The organism is Actinoplanes sichuanensis (genome assembly GCF_033097365.1).
GTDB lineage: Bacteria > Actinomycetota > Actinomycetes > Mycobacteriales > Micromonosporaceae > Actinoplanes > Actinoplanes sichuanensis.
In genome coordinates this window covers 10,366,009-10,386,146 of sequence record NZ_AP028461.1, presented here as the reverse complement: position 1 = coordinate 10,386,146, position 20,138 = coordinate 10,366,009, and the positions used below count along the sequence as shown (strand labels likewise).

17 protein-coding genes are annotated in these 20,138 nt (G+C 71.7%); 10 read left to right on the top strand and 7 right to left on the bottom strand.

Annotation, left to right across the window (positions count from 1 at the left end; translation table 11 throughout):
• Nucleotides 1-35: 35 nt before the first annotated feature.
• The 4 genes from Q0Z83_RS47820 to Q0Z83_RS47805 all read right to left on the bottom strand — a co-directional run bounded on the left by Q0Z83_RS47820 (nucleotide 36) and on the right by Q0Z83_RS47805 (nucleotide 9,344).
• Nucleotides 36-3,779 carry an ATP-dependent helicase gene (locus tag Q0Z83_RS47820; protein ID WP_317790237.1) on the bottom strand — a complete coding sequence of 1,248 codons (3,744 nt, stop codon included), beginning with the start codon at nucleotides 3,777-3,779 and terminating at the stop codon, nucleotides 36-38.
• A complete protein-coding gene (locus tag Q0Z83_RS47815) occupies nucleotides 3,779-7,804 on the bottom strand; it encodes an ATP-dependent helicase (protein WP_317790236.1) in 4,026 nt (1,341 codons plus the stop codon). The genes Q0Z83_RS47820 and Q0Z83_RS47815 overlap by 1 nt, the downstream gene beginning before the upstream one ends.
• 171 nt (nucleotides 7,805-7,975) lie before the next feature.
• Nucleotides 7,976-8,581 carry an LOG family protein gene (locus Q0Z83_RS47810; protein WP_317790235.1) on the bottom strand — a complete coding sequence of 202 codons (606 nt, stop codon included), beginning with the start codon at nucleotides 8,579-8,581 and terminating at the stop codon, nucleotides 7,976-7,978.
• A 1-nt stretch (nucleotide 8,582) separates the two neighbouring features.
• Nucleotides 8,583-9,344 carry an LOG family protein gene (locus tag Q0Z83_RS47805; protein WP_317790234.1) on the bottom strand — a complete coding sequence of 254 codons (762 nt, stop codon included), beginning with the start codon at nucleotides 9,342-9,344 and terminating at the stop codon, nucleotides 8,583-8,585.
• 173 nt (nucleotides 9,345-9,517) lie between these two features.
• On the opposite strand from Q0Z83_RS47805, the gene Q0Z83_RS47800 reads away from it, so the two are divergent.
• The gene (locus Q0Z83_RS47800; protein WP_317790233.1) at nucleotides 9,518-9,688 is read left to right on the top strand and encodes a hypothetical protein; all 171 of its coding nucleotides are present in this window, start codon (nucleotides 9,518-9,520) and stop codon (nucleotides 9,686-9,688) included.
• Here Q0Z83_RS47800 and dapE read toward each other — a convergent pair.
• Complete coding sequence (gene dapE / locus Q0Z83_RS47795; protein WP_317790232.1) at nucleotides 9,685-10,755, bottom strand: succinyl-diaminopimelate desuccinylase; 1,071 nt, start codon at nucleotides 10,753-10,755, stop codon at nucleotides 9,685-9,687. The genes Q0Z83_RS47800 and dapE overlap by 4 nt on opposite strands.
• Before the next feature lie 67 nt (nucleotides 10,756-10,822).
• On the opposite strand from dapE, the gene dapD reads away from it, so the two are divergent.
• Entirely contained in the window at nucleotides 10,823-11,770 is a 948-nt protein-coding gene (gene dapD, locus Q0Z83_RS47790) for a 2,3,4,5-tetrahydropyridine-2,6-dicarboxylate N-succinyltransferase (RefSeq protein ID WP_317790231.1), read from the top strand.
• Between the two features lie 3 nt (nucleotides 11,771-11,773).
• Here dapD and Q0Z83_RS47785 read toward each other — a convergent pair whose 3' ends face one another.
• A complete protein-coding gene (locus tag Q0Z83_RS47785; RefSeq protein WP_317790230.1) occupies nucleotides 11,774-12,574 on the bottom strand; it encodes a LysR family transcriptional regulator ArgP in 801 nt (266 codons plus the stop codon).
• Nucleotides 12,575-12,644: 70 nt separating this feature from the next.
• Here Q0Z83_RS47785 and Q0Z83_RS47780 point away from each other — a divergent pair, with 70 nt between their 5' ends.
• The 8 genes from Q0Z83_RS47780 (at nucleotide 12,645) to Q0Z83_RS47745 (ending at nucleotide 18,873) form a co-directional block, all read left to right on the top strand.
• Nucleotides 12,645-13,247 carry a LysE/ArgO family amino acid transporter gene (locus Q0Z83_RS47780; protein ID WP_317790229.1) on the top strand — a complete coding sequence of 201 codons (603 nt, stop codon included), beginning with the start codon at nucleotides 12,645-12,647 and terminating at the stop codon, nucleotides 13,245-13,247.
• Complete coding sequence (locus Q0Z83_RS47775; RefSeq protein ID WP_317790228.1) at nucleotides 13,244-14,332, top strand: DNA polymerase III subunit beta family protein; 1,089 nt, start codon at nucleotides 13,244-13,246, stop codon at nucleotides 14,330-14,332. Before Q0Z83_RS47780 ends, Q0Z83_RS47775 begins: the two co-directional genes overlap by 4 nt.
• 97 nt (nucleotides 14,333-14,429) lie before the next feature.
• Nucleotides 14,430-15,179, top strand: a complete 750-nt coding sequence (locus Q0Z83_RS47770) for a methyltransferase domain-containing protein (RefSeq protein WP_317790227.1) — start codon at nucleotides 14,430-14,432, stop codon at nucleotides 15,177-15,179.
• 501 nt (nucleotides 15,180-15,680) lie between these two features.
• Nucleotides 15,681-16,292, top strand: coding sequence for a hypothetical protein (locus Q0Z83_RS47765; RefSeq protein ID WP_317790226.1), 612 nt, complete (start codon nucleotides 15,681-15,683; stop codon nucleotides 16,290-16,292).
• A gap of 77 nt (nucleotides 16,293-16,369) precedes the next feature.
• Nucleotides 16,370-16,864 (top strand): hypothetical protein, encoded by a 495-nt coding sequence (locus tag Q0Z83_RS47760; RefSeq protein WP_317790225.1) that lies wholly within the window; start codon nucleotides 16,370-16,372, stop codon nucleotides 16,862-16,864.
• Nucleotides 16,857-17,321, top strand: coding sequence for a hypothetical protein (locus Q0Z83_RS47755; RefSeq protein ID WP_317790224.1), 465 nt, complete (start codon nucleotides 16,857-16,859; stop codon nucleotides 17,319-17,321). Before Q0Z83_RS47760 ends, Q0Z83_RS47755 begins: the two co-directional genes overlap by 8 nt.
• Nucleotides 17,318-17,941, top strand: coding sequence for a hypothetical protein (locus tag Q0Z83_RS47750; RefSeq protein ID WP_317790223.1), 624 nt, complete (start codon nucleotides 17,318-17,320; stop codon nucleotides 17,939-17,941). Before Q0Z83_RS47755 ends, Q0Z83_RS47750 begins: the two co-directional genes overlap by 4 nt.
• Nucleotides 17,942-18,261: 320 nt before the next feature.
• Nucleotides 18,262-18,873 (top strand): hypothetical protein, encoded by a 612-nt coding sequence (locus Q0Z83_RS47745; RefSeq protein ID WP_317790222.1) that lies wholly within the window; start codon nucleotides 18,262-18,264, stop codon nucleotides 18,871-18,873.
• Between the two features lie 6 nt (nucleotides 18,874-18,879).
• Here the strand turns inward: Q0Z83_RS47745 and Q0Z83_RS47740 are convergent, their stop codons facing one another.
• On the bottom strand, nucleotides 18,880-20,127 hold the full coding sequence (locus Q0Z83_RS47740; RefSeq protein WP_317790221.1) for a DUF4407 domain-containing protein: 1,248 nt from the start codon (nucleotides 20,125-20,127) through the stop codon (nucleotides 18,880-18,882).
• Nucleotides 20,128-20,138 lie beyond the last annotated feature (11 nt).

The window sequence follows — 20,138 nt, the reverse complement described above, 5'->3', positions numbered from 1 at the left end:
GTGCGACAGCCCGGAGAACCAGCCGGGGTTGATCTTCAGTGCCCGGCGGGTGGGATCTCCTCGAGCAGGGCGGCCAGGTCGGCGGCGTCCATCAGGTCGGCCGGACGGACCGTGACCTGCTCACGGACATAGTGGAAGCCGGCCCGGACCCTACGTACCGGCACCCCGGCCAGCGACGCCCAGGCGATCCGGTACGCCGACAGCTGAACCGCGGCGGCCTCCGCCTCCACGCCGGACGGGCGGCGGCCGGTCTTCCAGTCGATCACGTCGAACCGGCCGTCCGGGTCGGCGTAGACCGCGTCCATCCGCCCGCGCACCACCACCCCGGCGACGGTGGTCGCGAACGGCACCTCCACCTCGATCGGGGTCCGCTCGGCCCACTCGCCGGTCAGGAACGCCTCCTGCAGCGCGGCCAGTTCGTCGTCGTCGGCCGCACCGTCGTCCGCCGCGCCCGGCAGGTCGTCGATGTCGAGCAGCCGGACCGCGCCGAACCGCTGCTCCAGCCACGCGTGGAAGGCGGTGCCGCGCCGGGCCTGCGGCGCCGGTCGGTGCGGCAGCGGGCGGCGCAACGACCGAGCCAGCGACTGCGGGTCGCGGCGCAGCACCACGAGCTGGGAGACCGACAGGTGGGCCGGGACCGTCACCTCGATCGGGCCGTCCTGGTGGGCCCGTTCCTCCCGCTCGGCCAGCAGGAGCTTCGCCTCCCGGCGCCAGCGCGCGATGTCCGGGTCCTCGGTCTCGGCCGCCCGGTCCGCCGTCTCAGCCGCGGCCAGCAGAACGGCCCGGTCCGGGCCCGGCTCGCTCTCCCCCGGCCCTTCCCCACCCGGCCTGCCCGTCGCCCGCCCTTCCCCGTCCGCGCCGCTCGTCGCCGGCCCTTCCCCGTCCGCGCCGCTCGTCGCCGGGCCCTCCCCATCCGGGCGGGGCTGGAGGGACGGGTCGGGATGGGCGAGGGACTGCGGGGCCGGGGCGGCGGACGGGTCGGGCTGTCGTGGGTGCGGGACCCGGGGTGGGGCGGGCGAGGTCGCGGGAGAGCCCGGGGACGGGTCGGTCACCCGTACCCCCGGAATGGGTCTCGACCAACCGGCACCGTCGGGGACCTCGCCCGGACCGGCCAGACCGACCAGATCGGCGGCAAGACCGGCCCGGGCCGCCACCTGCGGATCCGCGGCGGCCAGGTCGGCGAACGCCTCGGCCGCGGAAGCGTCCGGGTTTTCGATCATGCGACGGATCAGGTCGGCCGCCACCGCCATCGCCGGACGGCGCAGGCCCAGCGGGTCGGCCGGCCACTCGGCCGTCGCCACCACCTGATCGCTCGGATTCGTGTCACCGGGCGCCGGCTCCGGCGTCCACACGTCGACCACCCCGGCGCCGTCCGCGCAGGTCTGACGGATCTCGTCGAGGAAGACCGACGGGCCGCGCGGGCGCTTCACGCCGTCGCCCCACCAGTAGCCGGAACACAGCAGCAGCCGACGCGGGCGGGTCACCGCGACATAGGCGAGGCGGCGCTCCTCCCGCTCGTCGTGCTCCCGCCACGAACGACCGAAAGCGGTCACCGCTCCCGCCACGTCCTTCTGCTCCATGGCGTCGGACAGATCCAGCACCGGCAGGCCCGACGAGTCACCACGTAACGGGAACGGCAGCACCCCGATCCCACCCAGATAGTGATCGGACGCGCGGGCCAGACCCGGCCAGACACCCCGGCACAGACCGGCCGCCGACACCACGTCCCACTCCAGACCCTTCGCCGCGTGCGCGGTCAGGATCTGCACCGCGCCCTCGACCACGTCGACCTGCCCCGGCTCCAGACCGCGCTCCTCCTCCTCGGCCGCGGCCAGAAACGCCAGGAACCCGGCGAGCGTGCCCGACTCGTTCTCGGCGCCGTACCTGGTCGCCGCCTCACCGAGCGCGTCCAGATGGCCGCGGGCCAGGCCGGCGTCACCGGCCGCCCAGCCGCGCACCGCCACCTCCACGTCCAGTCCGATCGTGCGCTCGATGTCGGCCAGCAGGTCGGGCAGCGGCTGATCCAGGCGGCGGCGCAGCGCGGCCAACTCCCGGCCGTACTCCTGAAGGCGGCGATGCCCCTCCGGCGAGTAATGGTGTGGCGCGCCCAGATCGGCCATCGCCTCGACCAGGGTCGCGTCGTCCAGCCGGTCGGTGTTCACCTGCTCCGGGTCGGACGCCGAACGCCCGGACGCCGCCACCCGGGCGTTGGCGATCACCCGCGACCGCCGGTGCAGGGCCACCAGGTCACGCGGGCCGATCCGCCAACGCGCGCCGGTGAGCAGCCGCAACAGCGACGCGCCGTCGGTCGGGTCGGCCAACACCCGCAGCGTGCACACCACGTCCCGAACCTCGGGGGTGTCCAGCAACCCGCCCAGCCCCACCACCTCGACCGGCAGGCCCCGCGCCCGCAGCGCCTCCTCGATCACCGGGATCTGACTGCGCACCCGGACCAGGACCGCGCTGGTCGGGCGGCGGTCCGGTGGGATCTCCCCGGGCGGCGCCGACGGCATCCCGGCCACCAGGCGCCATGCGGTCAGCATCGAATCGGCGATCCAGTTCGCCTCGTCCGCATACGTCGGGAGCAGCGCGCACGTCACGGTCCGGCCGCCGACCGCCTCCGCCGTCCGGTCCGCCGCCCGCAACTGGTGCACCTGTGCACGCAGTGGCGCCGACACGGTGTTCGCCACCCGCAGGATCTCCGGCCGGTTCCGCCAGCTCCGGGTCAGCGTGCGCACCCAGGACGGGTGGCCGGCCGAGTCACGGAACTCCTCCGGGAACCGTTCCAGCGTCCCCGCGGAGGCACCTCGCCAGCCGTAGATCGACTGGCACGGGTCACCGACCGCGGTCACCGGGTGCCCGCCGCCGAACAGGTTGTTCAGCATCGTCACCTGGGCGTGACTGGTGTCCTGGTACTCGTCGAGCAGCACGATCCGGAACCGGCCCCGCTCGATCGCGCCGACCTCCGGATGGTCCCGGGCGACGAGTGCGGCACGGGCCATCTGGTCGCCGAAGTCCATCGCCTCCAGGTCGAGTTTGCGCTGCTCGTAGAGGCGGACCAGGGGCAGCAGGGTGAGCCTGTTCTGCTGGCGGCGCAGCACCTCGGAGACGTCCTTGTAGACCCGTCCCGGGTACTCCTGGACATCGGCGAAGAACCGGCCGGTCCACGCGGCCAGATCGTCCGGGCCGACCAGATGCTCGGCCATCTCGGCGGCCAGCGCCAGCACGTCGTCGGTGACCGTGCCGGGCGCGCGGTTCAGCCCGGTCATCTCGCCGGTGTACGTCCGGACCAGCGAGTCGACGATCTGCCAGCGGGCGGCCTCGGTCAGCAGGCGCGCGGACGGCTCGTATCCGGCTCGCAGTCCGTGCTCGGTGACCACCCGGGCGGCGTACGCGTGATAGGTGGAGATGGTCGGCTCGCCGGCGAGTGCCTCGTCCCGGCCCAGGCGGCGACTCAGCTGGCCCAACCTGGTCCGGACCCGGTGCGCCAGCTCGCCCGCCGCCTTCCGGGTGAACGTCAGACCCAGGATCTCGCCCGGGTGCGCGTAGCCGTTCGCGACCAGCCACACCACCCGCGACGCCATCGTCTCGGTCTTGCCCGACCCGGCGCCCGCCACCACCAGCAGCGGTTCCACCGGTGCGGCGACGATCGCGTCCTGCTCGGCCGTCGGCTCGTGCAGGTGCAGCATCCGGGCCAGCTCACGCGGCGTGAACCTAGGGCCCGACCGAACCTGACGGCGGGGCTGCGGACCCTCGGCGAACAACGTCGGCTGCGTCATCAGTCCTGATCCGGTCCGTTCGGCTCGACGACCTGCCGGCCCTTGCCGGAGATCGGGCAACTGGTTCGTACCGGGCAGACCCGGCACCTGCTGTTGGCCACCGCGGAGAACGTGGACGCCGCCATCGCCGCCGCGGTCCGGCGAACCATGCCGTCCGCCCAACCCGGGTCGGTGGCCTCGGCCAGCGGCACCTGCATCTGCTCCCGGGCGTCCTTGCCCGGTCCCAGCTGCACCAGCGCCGCGCCGCCGCTGTCGGTGCCGAAATCCGCGAACGCGCCCGCGTCGATCGCCGCCTGGTATCCGCCGAGCTGCGCGTTCTCCGCCACGTCGGACGCCGACACGGCGGTCGTCTTGCCGGTCTTCAAGTCGATCACGACGAGCCGGCCCTCCTCGTCCACCTCCAACCGGTCCACCCGGCCGGTCAGCTGGATCGGGTTCCGCTCGTCCTCCAGCCGCACCGTGAACTCGTGCTCGATCGCCAGCAGCCGCCGCGGGTTCACCGCCAGCCAGCGCAGCAGCTTGTCCACCATCGCCTGGGCGCGATCGTGCTCCGGCCCGGCCAGCCACTGGGCGGCCAGCTCGATCGAGTCGAACCGCGCCGACACGTACTCGACCAGCTTCTCCCGGTCCGCGTTCGCGTCCTCGGCCAGCATCGCCGCGGCGTGCACCAGGTTGCCGATCCCCTGCGCCGGGCCGGTCGGCGCCGCGCCCCCGTGCCGTTCCAGCAGCCAGCGCAGACTGCACCGCAACGCGCTCTCCATCGACGACGGGGTGACCTTCACCGGCTCGCCCTCGTCGACGAGCGGCCGGTCGTCGGAGAGCGGACGCAGGCCCCACCACTCGTCCGGATGCGCCCCCGGCACACCGGCGGCCGCGAGGCGTGCGAGCTCGGCCGCGGCAGCGCGCTTGCGGCTGGGCGTCTCGGCACTTCCCACCACGACGGTACGCAACTCGGCCACCAGTGAGGCCAGGGTCAGGGCTCGGGGCGGCCGCCCGACCGGAAGCTCGATCTCCCCGTCCACCTGGTCGTCCACCGTCGGTCCACGGTCACCGGTCGGCTGATCCGGTCCCGGTACCGGGCCGCTCCGGTCATCCGGACCCACGGTCTTTGTCGACGTGGTGTCCGCAGCCGACGTGGTGTCCGCACCGTGCGCTTCGCCCTCGCCCGAGGCTCCGCCCTCGCCCAGCGTTTTGTCCTCGCCCAGCGCTTCGCCCTCGTCCGGCGTTTTGTCCTCGTCCGGCGTTTCGTCCTCGCCCGGCGTTTTGTCCTCCGCGGCTCCGCCGCCGCCCGCCGGGTCGCCGGGGCTGTCGGGTGGGCCGGTGTCCCAGGGGTCCGGGCGGGGTGGTCCTGGTGGGCGTTCGCCGCCCGGGCCACGGCTCGGGGTGGCGAGTTCGGTGAGGAAGCGGCTGGGCTGTTCCTCACCGACCGAGCCGCCGACGCTCGCCGACGCCACCGCGGTGACCACCAGACGCCGCCGGGCCCGGGTCGTGGCCACGTAGAAGAGCCGCCGCTCCTCGTCGAGCAGGGCCGACGTCTCGCCGAGGATCGCCTCCGGACCGGTCGCCGGGCGGCCGGCGAGCACGTCGACCAGGCGTTCCGAACCGAGCAGGCTGCCGCGGAGCCGCAGGTCGGGCCAGATGCCCTCCTGGACACCGGCGAGGATCACGACGTCCCACTCCAAGCCCTTCGCCGCGTGGGCGGTGAGCAGCCGGACCGCTTCGCCACGGTCGGCGCTCGGGGCGATCGAGTCGGCGGGCAGCTCCTGACCGAGCACGTGATCCAGGAAGACCGAGACACCCGCACCAGGCAGCCGGTCCACGAACCGGGCCGCGGCGTCGAAGAGGACCACCATCGCGTCCAGGTCACGGTCGGCCGCCTCGGAACGCCAGGCCCGGGCCCGGGCCGAGTCACGCTGATCCGGCATCGGGGTGTTCCCGGTGCTCATCGCATACCACCTGTCGTGCAGGCCGCTCTCCCGCCACACGGTCCAGAGCACCTGCTCGGCCGACGCGCCGGCCTCGGCGGCCGCTTCCCGGGCCACGGCCAGCAGTCGGGCGACGGTCTGCGCCGGACGGGCCCAGCGTCGCTCCACCAGGTCGAGCCCGGCCGGATCGCGCACCGCGTCGACCAGCAGCTCACCGGAGGCCCGCCGGTCGCCGGCACTGATCGCCAGCGCCCGCAGCCCCTGCCGAAGCCGCCGTTCGGTCAGCGGATCGGCCCCACCGAGCGGCGAGTGCAGCAGTGCGACGGCCGCCTCCTCGTTCAGCGCGTCCGGGTCGACCGCACAGCGCAGCAACAGCAGGAACGGCGCCACCGCCGGCTGCAGATGCAGCGGCAGATCCTCGGCGTGAATGATCGTCGGTACTCCGGCGGCGGCCAGCGCCCGCTGCACCGACGGCTGCTGAAGCGTCGTCGACCGCATCAGCACCGCCATCCGTGACCACGGCACGCCATGCAGCAGATGCGCTTCCCGGAGGGCGTGCGCGATATAGGCGGTCTCCGCGGCGGTTGAGCGGAATGTCCGCACAATTGCGGCCGGCACCGGGCCGAAATCCACCTCGCCGTCAGCAGGCGATTTCGGGCCTTCGGGAGCCGCGCCCGTCTCCGGCGACGCCTCGGAATCGGTCGAGGTCGGTGCGGCCGCTGCGGCAGCCAGAGATCCGGCCGAGCCTGATACGGAATCGGTTGAGGTCACTGACGCCGTCGCGGCAGCCACAGACTCGGCCGAGCCTGATACGGCGTCAGTTGAGGTCGGTGACGCCGTTGCGGCAGCCACAGACTCGGCCGAGCCCGATGCGGAGTCGGCTGCCGTAATAGAAGAGGCCGGGCCGACCGCAGCGATCGGCGAGGCAGGCGGGGCCGCCGGGCCGACCGACGATGCGGGAGGCACTGCCGGGGCCGGCGCCGCGGGAGACGGTGGGGGCGCGGGTGGATACATCAGGCGGTGGGCCATCGGGCCGCGCATACGGCGGGTCACCCGGGTGGTGGCGGTCAGCAAGGGTGGGGCGGCCCGGTAGTTGGTGTGCAGGACGACGGTTTCGGCCGGGGCGCCGGAGACCGAGCGGAAGCGCGGCGGGAAAGCGGTGACCACGGCCGGGTCGGCACCCCGGAACCCGAAGATCGACGAGTCCGGGTCGGCGAACGCGACCAAGGGCTTGCCGCCGCCCGCGACCTGGGCCAGGAGGTCGACCTGGGCCGGGTCGGTCTCGGCCAGCTCGTCGACGTAGACGTGATCGAGGCGGCGGCGCTCGGCCTCCAGCAGGTCGGGCTCGTCGGCCAGCAGGCCTGATGCGGCGCGGACCAGCTCGGCCGGGTCGTAGGCGGTGGAACCGCGGGTGGTGACGTCTCGGAGAGCCAGCACCGCGACATATTCCCGGAGGAAACGGGCGGCGGCCGGCCAGTCGTCGCGGCCCAGGCGCTCGCCGAGGCGGGCCAGCTCGACCGGGCCCACACCGCGCTCGGCGGCACGCTGCATCAGGTCACGCAGCTGCTGGGCGAACGCTCTCGTGGGCAGGGCCGGGCGCAGCGCCTCCGGCCAGCCGATCTGGTCGGGTGCCTCCGGGTCGGCGACCACGGCCAGCAGCTCGCGGATGATCAGGTCTTGCTCGGGGCCGGTGAGCAGGCGCGGGGACGGCTCGCCGCGCTCGGCCGCGGCCCGGCGGAGCAGCCCGAACGCATACGCGTGGAAGGTGCGCACCAACGGCTCGTGGACGATCCGGCCGGGGTCGTCGGCGATCCGGGCCTCGATGCGGTCACGCAGCGCGGCGGCGCTCCGGCGGCCGAAGGTGAGGATCAGGATGCGCTCCGGATCGGTGCCCTCGGCGATCCGGGCGGCGACCGACTCGACCAGCACCGACGTCTTGCCGGTGCCGGGGCCGCCGATGACCAGGAGCGGACCGGAGGTGTGCCCGGCCACCCGGCGCTGGACCGGATCGACCGGCAGCGCGGGCACCACCGGGCGGGGGCGACGGACCAGGCGATAGGTGGGCCGGCGCACGGGGGGAAGGGAAACCGGCGTGCTCACGGCATCTATGAGAGCACGCCGGTATGACGTTATTCCGGACCAGGAAGGGCGAGGGCGGCCGACCCCACCGGAATCACACCGAACGGCCGACCCGGCACCACCGTTGGGCCGACACCGCACCGGGGCAGCCCCGAGAACCGGATCGGCTCTGGCCGTACCGCGAAAGGATGTTCAGTGGGCGGCCGGGCTGGCTGTGCCGGACGCGGCGCCGGACGGACCGCTTCGTGGGCCGGCGGCGACCGCCGCCTCGGCGAGGTCGACGGCTTCGCTGACGGTACGGGCGGTGAGCAGCATGTCCATCGCGGCCGGGCGGACGAACTTCTGATCGACGAGGGTGCCGAGCCAGCGGGTCAGGCCGTCGTAGAAGCCGTCCGGGTCGAGCAGCACGATCGGTTTGCTGTGCACGTCGAGGGTGGACGTGGTCCAGACCTCGAAGAGCTCGTCGAGGGTGCCGAGGCCGCCGGGCAGGGTGATGAACGCGTCCGACCTGTCGATCATCACGGTCTTGCGGGCGGCCATGTCGTCGGTGACCACGAGTTCGGCCGAGGCCTCGTCGGCGACCTCGAGGTCGACCAGGCACTGCGGGATGATGCCGAGGGTGTGGCCGCCGGCTGAGCGGGCGCCGTCGGTGACGGCGCCCATCATGCCGACCCGGCCGCCGCCGGAGACCAGGGTGTGACCGCGTTGGGCCAGCACCCGGCCGGTCTCCGCGGCGAGGTCGAGCCAGCGCTGTTCGAGGGTGGTCGAGGAGGCGCAGAAGACGCAGATCGCGGCCACGTCAGTGCTGCCCGGCAGGGTCGGCTTCGGTGATGATGCGGACGGCTTCGGCGACGTCGTCGGTGACCTGGATGAGATCGAGATCCATGGCACTGATCTTGCCTTCGTCGAGCATCCGGCGCTTCATCCAGTCGAGAAGGCCGCCCCAATATTCGGTGCCCATCAGGATCACCGGGAAGCGGGTGACCTTCTTGGTCTGGACCAGGGTGATCGCCTCGAACAGCTCGTCCAGGGTGCCGAAGCCGCCCGGCAGGACCACGAACGCCTGGGCGTACTTCACGAACATGGTCTTGCGGACGAAGAAGTAGCGGAAGTCGATGCCGATGTCGACCCAGTCGTTGAGGCCCTGTTCGAAGGGCAGCTCGATGCCGAGGCCGACGGACATCCCGCCGGCGTCGGTGGCGCCCTTGTTGGCCGCCTCCATCACGCCCGGGCCGCCGCCGGTGATCACCGCGTAGCCGGCCTCGGCGAGAGCGGCACCCAGGTTCTCGGCCAGTTCGCATTCGAAACTGTCGGGGGCACTGCGGGCCGAGCCGAAGACGCTGACCGCCCGCGGCAGGTCGGCGAGTGTGTCGAAGCCCTCGACGAACTCGGACAGTATCCGCAGCGCCCGCCAGGCGTCCTTGGTCTTCCACTCGTCGCGGTGGTGGGAGTCGAGCAGTTTCTGATCGGCCGTGCTCGGTGGGATGGCGTCACGGCGCAACGTGACGGCTCCTCGATGACGCTCCGGCCCCGGCTGTCGCCCGTTGGTGCTCTCCGTCATGCCACAAAGGTAGTGCGGACGGTCAGTACCCGGTGAATAACCGGCTGCGTTTCGGTAAGAGGATTGCGACCCGCAGACCTTTTTGCCAGATTGAGACAACCGACAGTAGCCCTGGCGCGTCTGTACAGTTACCGACCTGGCATCACCGGGCTCCCCGCGAAGGAGCGACCACCGTGACGAATCGACACGAGCGTCTCAGGATGCAGCGCCGGATCCGCCTGGTGCTGGAGGAACGGCGTGCCGCTTTCGCGGCCCGCGACTCGGAACCGGCAGTGGATCCGGAGGCGACGATGGAGATCCCGCCGCCACAGCGCGCGGTCGGCCGGGTCACGGTCGAGTATTAGGGCGCCAGCCACCGGTAGAGGGTGGCCGCCCCGTCGCGGATCTTGCCGATCTCGACGTGCTCGTCGGGCGCGTGGGCGAGCGCCGGGTCACCGGGCCCGTAGTTGAGTGCCGGGATGCCGAGCGCCGCGAACCGGGCCACGTCGGTCCAGCCCAGTTTGGCGGCCGGTTCGATGCCGACGGCGCCGAGGAACTCCCGGGCCGGTGCGGCGTCGAGGCCGGGCAGCGCACCCGGTGCCGAGTCGGTGACCTCGACGTCGAAACCCTTGAAGACCTCTTGCAGGTGCTCGGCCGCCTGCTTCTCCGAACGGTCCGGCGCGAACCGCAGGTTGATGTCGACGACACACTCGTCGGGCACCACGTTGATGGCGACGCCGCCGGAGATCCCGACCGCGCTCAACCCTTCCCGGTACGTGCAGCCGTCGATCGTGACGGTACGGGGGTGGTACGTCTCGAGCCGCCGCAGCACCTCACCGGCGGCGTGGATGGCGTTGACGCCGCGCCAGGCCCGGGCCGAGTGCGCCCGCCGGCCCCGGGTCCGTACCCGCGCCTGCATGGTGCCCTGGCAGCCCGCCTCGACGGCGCCGAAGGTGGGTTCGAGCAGTACCGCGAAGTCGGCCCGCAGCCACTTGGGGTGTTCGCGGGCGACCAGGTTGAGCCCGTTGAACTCGGACTCGATCTCCTCCGACTCGTAGAACAGGTAGGTCACGTCGTACCGCGGGTCGGGCAGGGTGACCGCCAGATGCAGGGCGAGCGCGACGCCACCCTTCATGTCGGCGCTGCCGCAGCCGTAGATCAGGTCGTCGACGACGGTGGACGGCAGGTTCCCGTTGACCGGGACGGTGTCGAGGTGACCGGCGAGGATCACCCGCTGTTCGCGGCCCAGCTTGGTACGCGCCATCACGGTGTCGCCGACGCGGCGGACGCTGAGGTGGCCGGCCTTGTGGAGGACGTCCTCGACGCAGTCGGCGATCGCCTTCTCGTCGCGCGACACGGACTCGACGTCGACCAGGGCACGGGTCAGCACCACGGGATCGACCAGCACGTCCGGGGTAAGCGGGTTGGCCATGTGCGCACCATACCGGGGGCCGACGAGCCCGCTGATCACTCATTGAGGGTCCGGTAGGGTTCGGTTCGTGGAAACCGCGATCTCGACTTCGCCCGCCTGGGGCATCGGCCTCGCCACCGTGACCGCCGAGGGGCAGGTTCTCGACACCTGGTTCCCCGCGGGATACCTGGGTCTGGGTGAGGAGCCGGCCGATCCGCCGGTTCTCCCGGCCGGTCAGACCGGCCCGAAACTGCTGCCCGGCCTGAGCACCGTCGAGGTGCGGGTGCTGGTCAAGTCGCTGGCCGACCCGATCGCCGACGCGTCGGACGCGTATCTGCGCCTCCACCTGCTGTCGCACCGGCTGGTCCGGCCGAACGAGGTGAATCTGGACGGCATCTTCGGCAAGCTGGCCAACGTGGCCTGGACGTCGGCCGGGCCCTGCCCGGCGGAGCGGGTCGACGAGCTGCGGTTCCTGGAGCGCGCGGCGGGCCGGCAGTTGGCCGTCTACGGGGTGGACAAGTTCCCCCGCATGATCGACTACGTGGTGCCGTCGGGTGTCCGGATCGCCGACGCCGACCGGGTCCGGCTCGGCGCCCACCTGGCCTCCGGCACCACCGTGATGCACGAGGGGTTCGTCAACTTCAATGCCGGCACGCTCGGCACCTCGATGGTCGAGGGCCGGATCGTGCAGGGTGTGGTGGTCGGCGACGGTTCGGACATCGGCGGTGGCTCGTCGATCATGGGCACGCTGTCCGGCGGTGGTAAGGAGAAGGTGCGGATCGGTGAGCGCAGCCTCCTCGGGGCGAACGCGGGCGTCGGCATCTCGCTGGGCGACGACTGCGTGATCGAGGCCGGCACCTACATCACCGCCGCTTCGAAGATCACGCTGCCGGACGGCCGTGTGGTGAAGGCCATCGAGCTGTCGGGTGTGAACAATCTCCTGTTCTGGCGTAACTCGGTCTCCGGCGCGCTGGAGGCCCGGTCGCGTAAGGGCACCGGCATCGAGCTGAACAGCGCTCTGCACGCGAACGACTGACTTTCATCGCAGGTACTGGGCGGCCGCCGTGCGAACGGCGGCCGTCAGTGCGTCCAGGGCCGGTGAGGAGAGCCGCCAGCACTGCCAGTAGAGCGGGATGTCCAGGTGGCGGCCGGGGCGGATCTCGACGAGGCGGCCGGCGTCCAGGTGTGGACGGGCCTCGTGCTCGAAGAGCATGCCCCAGCCGAGACCCATGAGCAGGGCCCGGTTGAACACGGCGGTGGCCGGCAGATAGTGGATCGGCGCATCCTGGGCCAGGCTGAGGAAACGGTGCTGGAGCCGGTCCTTGCGGTTGTAGAGAAGCGTGGGCGCGGACTCGTCGAGGCCCGGTGCGGCCACCCCGAGGTAGCGCATGACACCCAGCCTCTCCACCCGGCAGCCCTGCACCGGCACCCGCTCCGAGGTGACCGCCGCCATCACGGTCCCGGATCGCAGCAGCTCGGTGGTGTGCTCCTGATCGTCGGTGTGGATCTCGAAGAGTACGCCGGGCACGCTCGTCAGCACCGGGGGGAACCAGCTGTCCAGCGAGTCGGCGTTGACGACCACCGAGATGCGGACGCCGTCGGCGCCCAGGAGTTCCCGTTCCAGCAGTGCCACCTGGTTGGCGAAGCGGAGCAGCCCGTGGCCCGCGGTGGTGGCCGTGCACGGTTTCGCCCGCCGGATCAGCACCTGGCCGACGGTCTGCTCGAGCGCCTTGATGCGCTGGCTGACCGCGGACGGTGTGACGTGCAACGCACGGGCCGCCGCCTCGAAACTGCCCTGCTCGACGACGACCTGGAAGGTCGCCAGCTGCACCTGATCCACGTTAGGAAAACTAATCCATCGTGAAAATGATTAGCTGGAGCACTGTCCGGACCGGCCGTAGCGTCGGGGCATGCTCTCCTCCGTCATCGCCGGGTTCGTCGCGTCCGCTGTGCTGATCATCGCCATCGGGGCACAGAACGCGTTCGTCCTGCGTCAAGGGTTGCGCCGGGAGCACGTACTCCCCGTGGTCTTGACCTGTGCTCTCTCCGATCTTGCGCTGATCTCGGCCGGCATCGCCGGCCTCGGCGCGGTCCTGACCGCGCAACCCGCGCTGATCACCGCGATCCGGTGGGCCGGTGCCGCGTTCCTGATCGGCTACGCGGTTCTGGCCGGCCGCCGCGCGCTGCACCCGCGGGCCGCCCTCGACCCGGCCGCCCAGGCCCCGGCGACGCTGCGCGCCACCCTGCTCACCTGCCTCGCCCTGACCTACCTCAACCCGCACGTCTACCTGGACACCGTGCTGCTGCTCGGCTCGGTCGCGCAGCAGCACGCGAGCCGGTGGGCGTTCGGTCTCGGCGCCGCGGCGGCCAGCCTGACCTGGTTCGTCGCGCTCGGCGTCGGCGCGCGGCGGCTCGCCCCGCTGCTCGCCCGGCCCGCCGCCTGGCGGGTCCTGGACGGATCGATAGCGCTGGTCATGGCGGTTCTCGGAGTCATGCTGATAGTGCAGGCTTGACCCTCGATGAGGTCGAGACACCAGGGTTGATCGGCGTGGGGAGCGACATGCGGGGCATCGGCGAGGCGGCCCGGGCGAGCGGTCTGAGCATCAGCGCGCTGCGGTTCTACGACAGCGCGGGCGTGCTGGTCCCGGCCGCGGTGGATCCCGCGACCGGCTATCGCCGGTACACGTCGGAGCAGATCCGGGCGGCCCGGCTGATCGCCGGGCTGCGGCGGGTGGGGATGCCGGTGGCCGAGATCGCGGTGGCGGTCCAAGACCTTCTGCACAACCCTTCGGCGGTACGGGCGAAGCTGGCCGACCACCTGGTCCGGCTGGAGTCCGGTCTCGCCGATGCCAAGCGTGAGCTCCTCCGCCTACACACCCTGCTCGACCTGGAGGAGAACCTGATGACCCGGATCACCCTGCCCGCCGCCGACCTGTCCGCGGCCCTGGGCACCGTGCTGTTCGCCGCCGCCGGTGCCGCCGACCCGATCCCGCCCGGCGTGCTGTTCGAGACCGGCGACGACGTGATCACCCTGGTCGCGACCGACCGCTACCGGCTCGCCGCGGCCACCGCCCCGGCCGTCGTGGAGGGTTCGCCGGCCCGGTTGTTCCTGCCGTACCGGCTGGCCGAGGAGTTGCACGGGATCCGGACCGGGTCGATCACGGTGGACCTCACCGACGGCCTGATCTCGGCCCGTGCCGGCGACCGGGCCGTCGAGGGGAAGCCGATCGACATGGACTTCCCGGACTACCGCCGGCTGCTCCCGGCACCCGGCTCGACCGTCACCGTCGACGTGGCCGAGCTGCGTGACCTGCTCGCCGGTGCCCCGGTGATCGACCGCGAGCACGAGGGCCGGCCGTACCCGGTGTCGGTGCTCGGTCTCGACCCGTCCGGCCGGGTGCGGTTCGCCGGCGCCGACGAGTGGGCCGCCGACACCGAATCGCACGTCGCGGTCAACCGGGAGTTCCTGCTGCAGGCCCTCGACGCGGGTGCCGCCGGCCAGCTCGAACTCGAACTCGACGGCCCGGTCCGTCCACTGATCGTCCGCCCGGTGGGATCGGCGTCTCATTTCTCACTACTCATGCCGGTCCGCCACTGAGAGGTAGGTAACCGTTCAGCCACAGTCCGGCACCGGTCCTGGAAAGGCGGTGGGATGGAGTCGCTGCCGGACCGGAAGCCCGGCTACTTTCGCAGGCGTGCGCAGCAACCGGCAGGAGGAAGAGCTCAACGCCGCGGCTACCGGCGCCTCCATGACCGGGTGGGAATTCGCCTGGCTGGACGGCCTGGCCGTGGCGTCCGAGCCGTCCTGGTCGTACCTCGATCTGGCTCGGCCTCTGGTGCGCCGCGCGTGCAGCGTGCTCGACCTCGACACCGGCGGCGGCGAGCTGCTCGCCGAGCTGGCGCCACTCCCCCCACGCACCGTCGCGGTGGAGACCTGGGCCCGTAACACTCCGGCCGCCCGGGAACGGCTCGCGCCGTTCGGGGTGGCGGTACAGACCGAGCTGCCGTCCGAGGAGGACGAGTTCGACCTCGTCCTCAGCCGGCACGGGCGGCTTCCCGCGGCCGACATCGCCCGCCTGCTCAAACCCGGCGGCGTCCTACTCACCCAGCAGGTCGGCAGCGACGACCTGGCCGAGCTCAACACCGCCCTCGGCGCCCCGCCCCCGCATCCGCGCCGGTGGGACGCCGAGGTCGCGGTCGGCGCACTGCGCGCCGCCGGGCTCCGGGTCACCGACGTTCGCGAGGAGCATCCGCTCCTCGCGTTCCACGACATCGCCGCGGTGGTCCATCAGCTGCGGTCGGTGCCCTGGCAGATCAGAGACTTCACCCCGCTGCGGTACGAACGGGAGCTCGCCCGTCTGGCGGCGACGATCCGAGCGCGAGGCGGTTTCACGGTACGCGCGCACCGGTTCCTCGTCCGGGCCGAGCGGTCGACAGAGGCATAAGCGTCAAGCCTCTTTCAGGGGAAAGATGTCGTCCGGCAACTAACCCGTTAGGGTCGCCGGGCAGGAAATTGTTCCGAGAATCGCTCCCATTTGATGCCGTGACGGCTGATTAATTCACGTTTCAACTATCATTGCGTGGCTTTTCGGGCATGCCGCGACAGGCTCGGGCTTGCCAGGTCGAACGGCCGATGCATGGTGGACATCGATGCAGGTGGCGGCCGGTCTCATCGATCTCCGCCACGGTCCACGGTGATCGGTACGGCGGCCGAGGTCACGCGAACGGGGTAGCCGGGACGGCCCGGAACCGCCGCCGTCTCGCATGCAACAGCCGAACGAAATGGACGATCGTCGGCTTGGTGCCGGTCCGCCATCTTTGTCCCAGCGCCGGGTGGCCCCGAGGGCCCCGGTGACATCCGATTAACGACGTGCACCCCGAGTAGGTCGCTCGCGACTCGCTCCGGGGTGGCCGCACGCTGAGCCGGTTCCGGGAGGAATATTTCCATGCGTAAGTTCACCAAGCGCTCCGCTGCCATCGCTACCGCCGCTGTCGTGGCCGTCGGCGGAGCCGGAGCCGCCTACGCAGCCTGGCTCCTGAGCGGTGGTGGATCGGGTGCGGCCACCGCCGGCACCGCCCAGGGCCTCACGATCAAGGATCTCAACGGCAACCACGTCGCCGACGACGTGGCCGTGTCGCCGGCCTTCTTCCCGGGCAGCACCAACGGGGTCGCCTTCACGGTGGAGAACCCGAATCCGTTCCCGGTCCGGATCACCGGCATCGTGCTCACCGTGGGCGACTCCACCAACGAGTCCGGCTGCAAGGCTAACAACATCGAGGTCAACAGCGGTGCGCAGCTGCCTGCCGCGGCGACCCTGGTGGTGCCGGCCAAGCAGGGCTCGGTCAACGGCTCCTCGGCGATCAGCTACGCGGGCGCGCTCAGCATGGTCGAGAACGCGAGCGACGACTGCCAGGCCGCGGCGTTCCCGATCACGGTGGCACTGGCCGCCAACAGCGGCACGGCTCCCGCCACCGGCAGTGGTCCGGCCAATGGCGGCGGCGTAGTGGTTCCCCCGGGCCAGCCGGGCGATCAGGTCGACCCGGTCGAGAACCAGTAGTCGTTCCGCCGGGAGAGGACGCCACAGTCGGCGTCCTCTCCCGGTCCGGGCAATCCCTCGCGGACAGGAGCCTGATCGTGCTGAAAGCATTGTCGCGACGTCGAGCGCTGGTCGCGACGGCGGTTGCCGGAACTCTCGTCGCCACCGGTGGCGCGGCCTGGGCGATGTGGCGGCTGACCGGCTTCGGAAGCTCGTCGACGACGGCCTCCTCCGCGATCGACCTGCGGCTGACCGCCAAACCGCGCCCCGACCGGCCGCTCTACCCGGGGGCACGCACCGACCTGACCGTCACGGTGGAGAATCCGAACCCGTTCCCGGTCCTGGTCACCGCGGTGCACGCGGGAAGCGGCCCGGTCACCGTGGACGCCGCCCATCGTGCCGCGGGTTGCGTCAACAGCGGAGTCTCACCGACCCGGGGTCGGAGCGCGGTGTCCCTGCCGATCGCAGCCCGGTCCAGCGCGAGTTTCCTGCTGCTGGACGCGATCCGGATGACCGACGAGTCGGATTCGGCGTGCCAGGGGGCGACGTTCGGCATTCCGCTGACCGCCAGTGGGAGGAGCGGTGTTGACTGACTTCCCGAACCTGCGGGTGGTCCGGCGGATCGCGGCGGCCGGGACGGCTCTGGCCTGTGCCTGGGTCGCGGCCGGTTGGCGTACCGAAGAATCCGAAGTCGACCTCGCCGAACGCTCCGCGTTCGCGTTCGCGGTGACCGGGAGCCCGATGGAGCAGTTCCACCCGGGCGCCGTCCGGCGCACTCGGGTGACCATCGCGAACCCGTATCCGTTCGCGATCCGGGTCCGGCAGGTGGACGCCCGGGTCACCGGCAGCTCGAAGTCACGATGCAAGCCGACGCCGGCCAACCTGACGATCGGGAAGTACCGGGGCGGGTTGCCGCTGATCGTTCCGGCCGGTGGGCGGAGGACGGCCGGAGAGTTCGAGGTGACCATGCCGGACACAGTCGCGAACGCCTGCCAGCGGGCGACCTTTCGGCTGGCCTTCTCGGCCAGCGCCGAAAGGGTGGCACGGTGAGACGGCAGACGGCGGCGTTGATCGTCGCGGCCGGAACACTCGCGGCTGTCGCTGTGGGCAGCGGAATCACCGCATGGGCGAGCTGGCGGGTGGAGCTGACGAACGGCCGGGGCTCGCTCACAGCCGCATCCATGCCCACCATGGCTGAGCCCGGCGTCACCGCCACCCGGGTCCCGCGGGTGGAGTGGGTGGCGGTGCGGTTCGCTTCCGGGCACCCCGTGGGGGGCTATGTGGTGACCCGGCGCACCGGCAAGGTCGAGGCGGAGGCCTGCCGGGCCCCCGCATCCATGTTCAGCTGCACGGATGCGGGGGCCAAGCCGGGGAGCGAGGTGACCTACACGGTCCGGGCGATCGCCGGCGCCCGATGGACCGGACCGGAAAGCCCGGCGAGTGACCCGATCCGGGTGCCGGGCAAGCCCGCCGGCACCGGGCCGGCGACGGCCACGGCGGGCGACCGGACGAGCGGAGGCGGCCCGGTGAACGACGGCGCGACCGGGCCGGTGGAGAAGGCAGAGGCGACGGCACCCGTGCCGTCGGCGTCCCCCTCTGCCTCCCCCTCCGCCTCCGTTTCGCCATCGCCTGTGGTGACCGGCAGCACGGAGGTCACGGCTGGCGGGTAGGTGCGTCATGGCCGATGGGTGTGCGGCGACAGGCATAGAGCGACAGGGCTGGTCCGGGCGGCTGCCGGGCAAATCGATCGTCCGGCGGGAGGGGGCCGGACGGTCGATTTCATCACCCCGCAGGGGTAAGCCGTAACGGCAGACCTGTCCGATTTATGCACTGGAAGGGCGGACGGAAAACCGATCACATCGGACATCCGCGTCGGGGAACGTTATATGAGCGCCGAACCCGGCATCTTTCCCACCGGCCCTCAAGGAGGAACGAGCCGCATGCCCGAACCAAGGGATCCCCGCGCGGCGGCCACCCTCGGGGTCGCTTCGTGAATCGGCGCGACACCCTGCCCGGATTCACCGAGAGCGACACCCGGATGCCCTCGCACCTGGAGCTCGACGCCGCCGACCACGAGGAGCCGACCTGGGAGGTACGGCATCCGGCGAAGCGGCGGCGGTTCGACAGGCGGGCCCGGCTCATCCTCAGCGCCGCGGCGATCGCGGCGCTGCTCGCCAACGCGGGTGCGGCCTGGGCCTACTGGCGATTCAACAATCCGGCCGCGGCGGAGGACTGGACGGCGGGGACGCTGGTGGAGGTGTCACTGACCGCCATCTCCGATCCGGGGCGGCCGCTCCGGCCGGGCATACCGGGAAACCTCACGGTGACCGTCACCAATCAGCACGAGGTGCCGGTGCACATCACCGAGATCCTGCCCGGCCGGGGGCCGGCGGTCGCCGACGACGTCCATCGGGACGCCGGTTGTGCCGAGCCGCGGGTGGAGTTCACCCAGCCGATGTTCCCGGTGTCGTGGGAGGTGCCGCGCAACACGGTGGGTGCGTTCATTCTCAACGGCGCCCTGGCGGTACGGGCCGGTGGTGACACCTCGTGCCAGGGGGCGACCTACACGGTTCCGGTGCGGGCGAAAGCCGTACGCCCATGAGGTTTTTCAGACGTTGATGCGGTGGCGCGGGATCGGCCGCTCGATTCGGGCCGGGTCGACGACCACCGCGTCGTGCAGGACGTGCCGCGCCCGGTCGGTGGCGGCACGCGCGAGGCGGCCGTCGTGGGAGGCCGCCTCGATGCCGTCGGCGATCACCTTGGCGGTGGCCTCACCGTACGTCCGGGCGTCGTGGATCTCACGTTCGTGCATGAGTGACGCCTCGTGCTCGCGGAGCCGGGCGACCCGTGCCTCGGCCCGCTCGTAGGCATTGCCGCGGGACACGAGTTTGAGCCCGATGGCCGCGCAGTCCAGGGCCACCATCAGCAGCGCGATGCCCAGGTAGAAGACGCCGACGCCCCAGAAGTCGGTGCGGATCAGATGCCACATCGCCGCGGTGCGGGCGCCGAAGCCGGAGTCGCCGCGTACCGCCTCGGCGTTGGCGGCCCGTTCGTCGTTGATCTGCTCGGCCAGCCGGGACTGTTCGCCGGCCCGAGCCGCCCGGGACGTCCGCTGATCCCGCTGCAGCGCGGCGGCCTGCCGTTCCAGCCGGACCGCCTGGTCGTCGAGGATCCGGGAGCGGCGTACCAGCTGATAGCAGTAGCCGTTGCGCGGGCAGCCGGGGCTGCGGGTGACACCACGACCGGCCGAGTCGTCGAGCGCCTGCCGGTACATCTGACGGGCGTCCTCGCGTTTCTGGGCGGCCCGGTCGACGAGACGGCGGACCGCGGTGTCGTCGGCGGCGTTCTCCCGGCGCAGCTCACCGAGACGGGCCGTGTAGCCGGCGACGGCACCACCCGAGTCCAGGTCGCTGAGCTGTTCGCTGTGCACGCGGGCCAGGTGCGCCTCGATCTCGCCGCGATACCGGGCCAGCATCAGCGGCTCGGTGATGACGATCGCAAAGAGCAGGGCCAGGCTGAGCCGGCCCAGGTAGAGGCCGAGTGTCGGTGGGCGCAGCAGATGCCGCGGGTCCGAGGACTCCAGCCGTTCGTAGCTGATCGTCACCCGGCCCACGACCGCCCGGTCGTAGGCGACCACGCCGATCGCCACCAGCGGCCCGACCACCCACTGGTACCAGGGATGGGCGTAGCCCGAACTGGCGTCGATGAACGCGGCACCGCCCACCGTCGCGTAGACGAAGTAGAGCAGGATGAAGACGCCTATCGATCGATAAAGAACGCGGTCCGAGTGTGTGTTGACACTTCGGGGATTCACGTTCGCCACCCGCAGCAGCAGGTGCCCGAGGCCCTTGCGCATGCTGCCGAGTC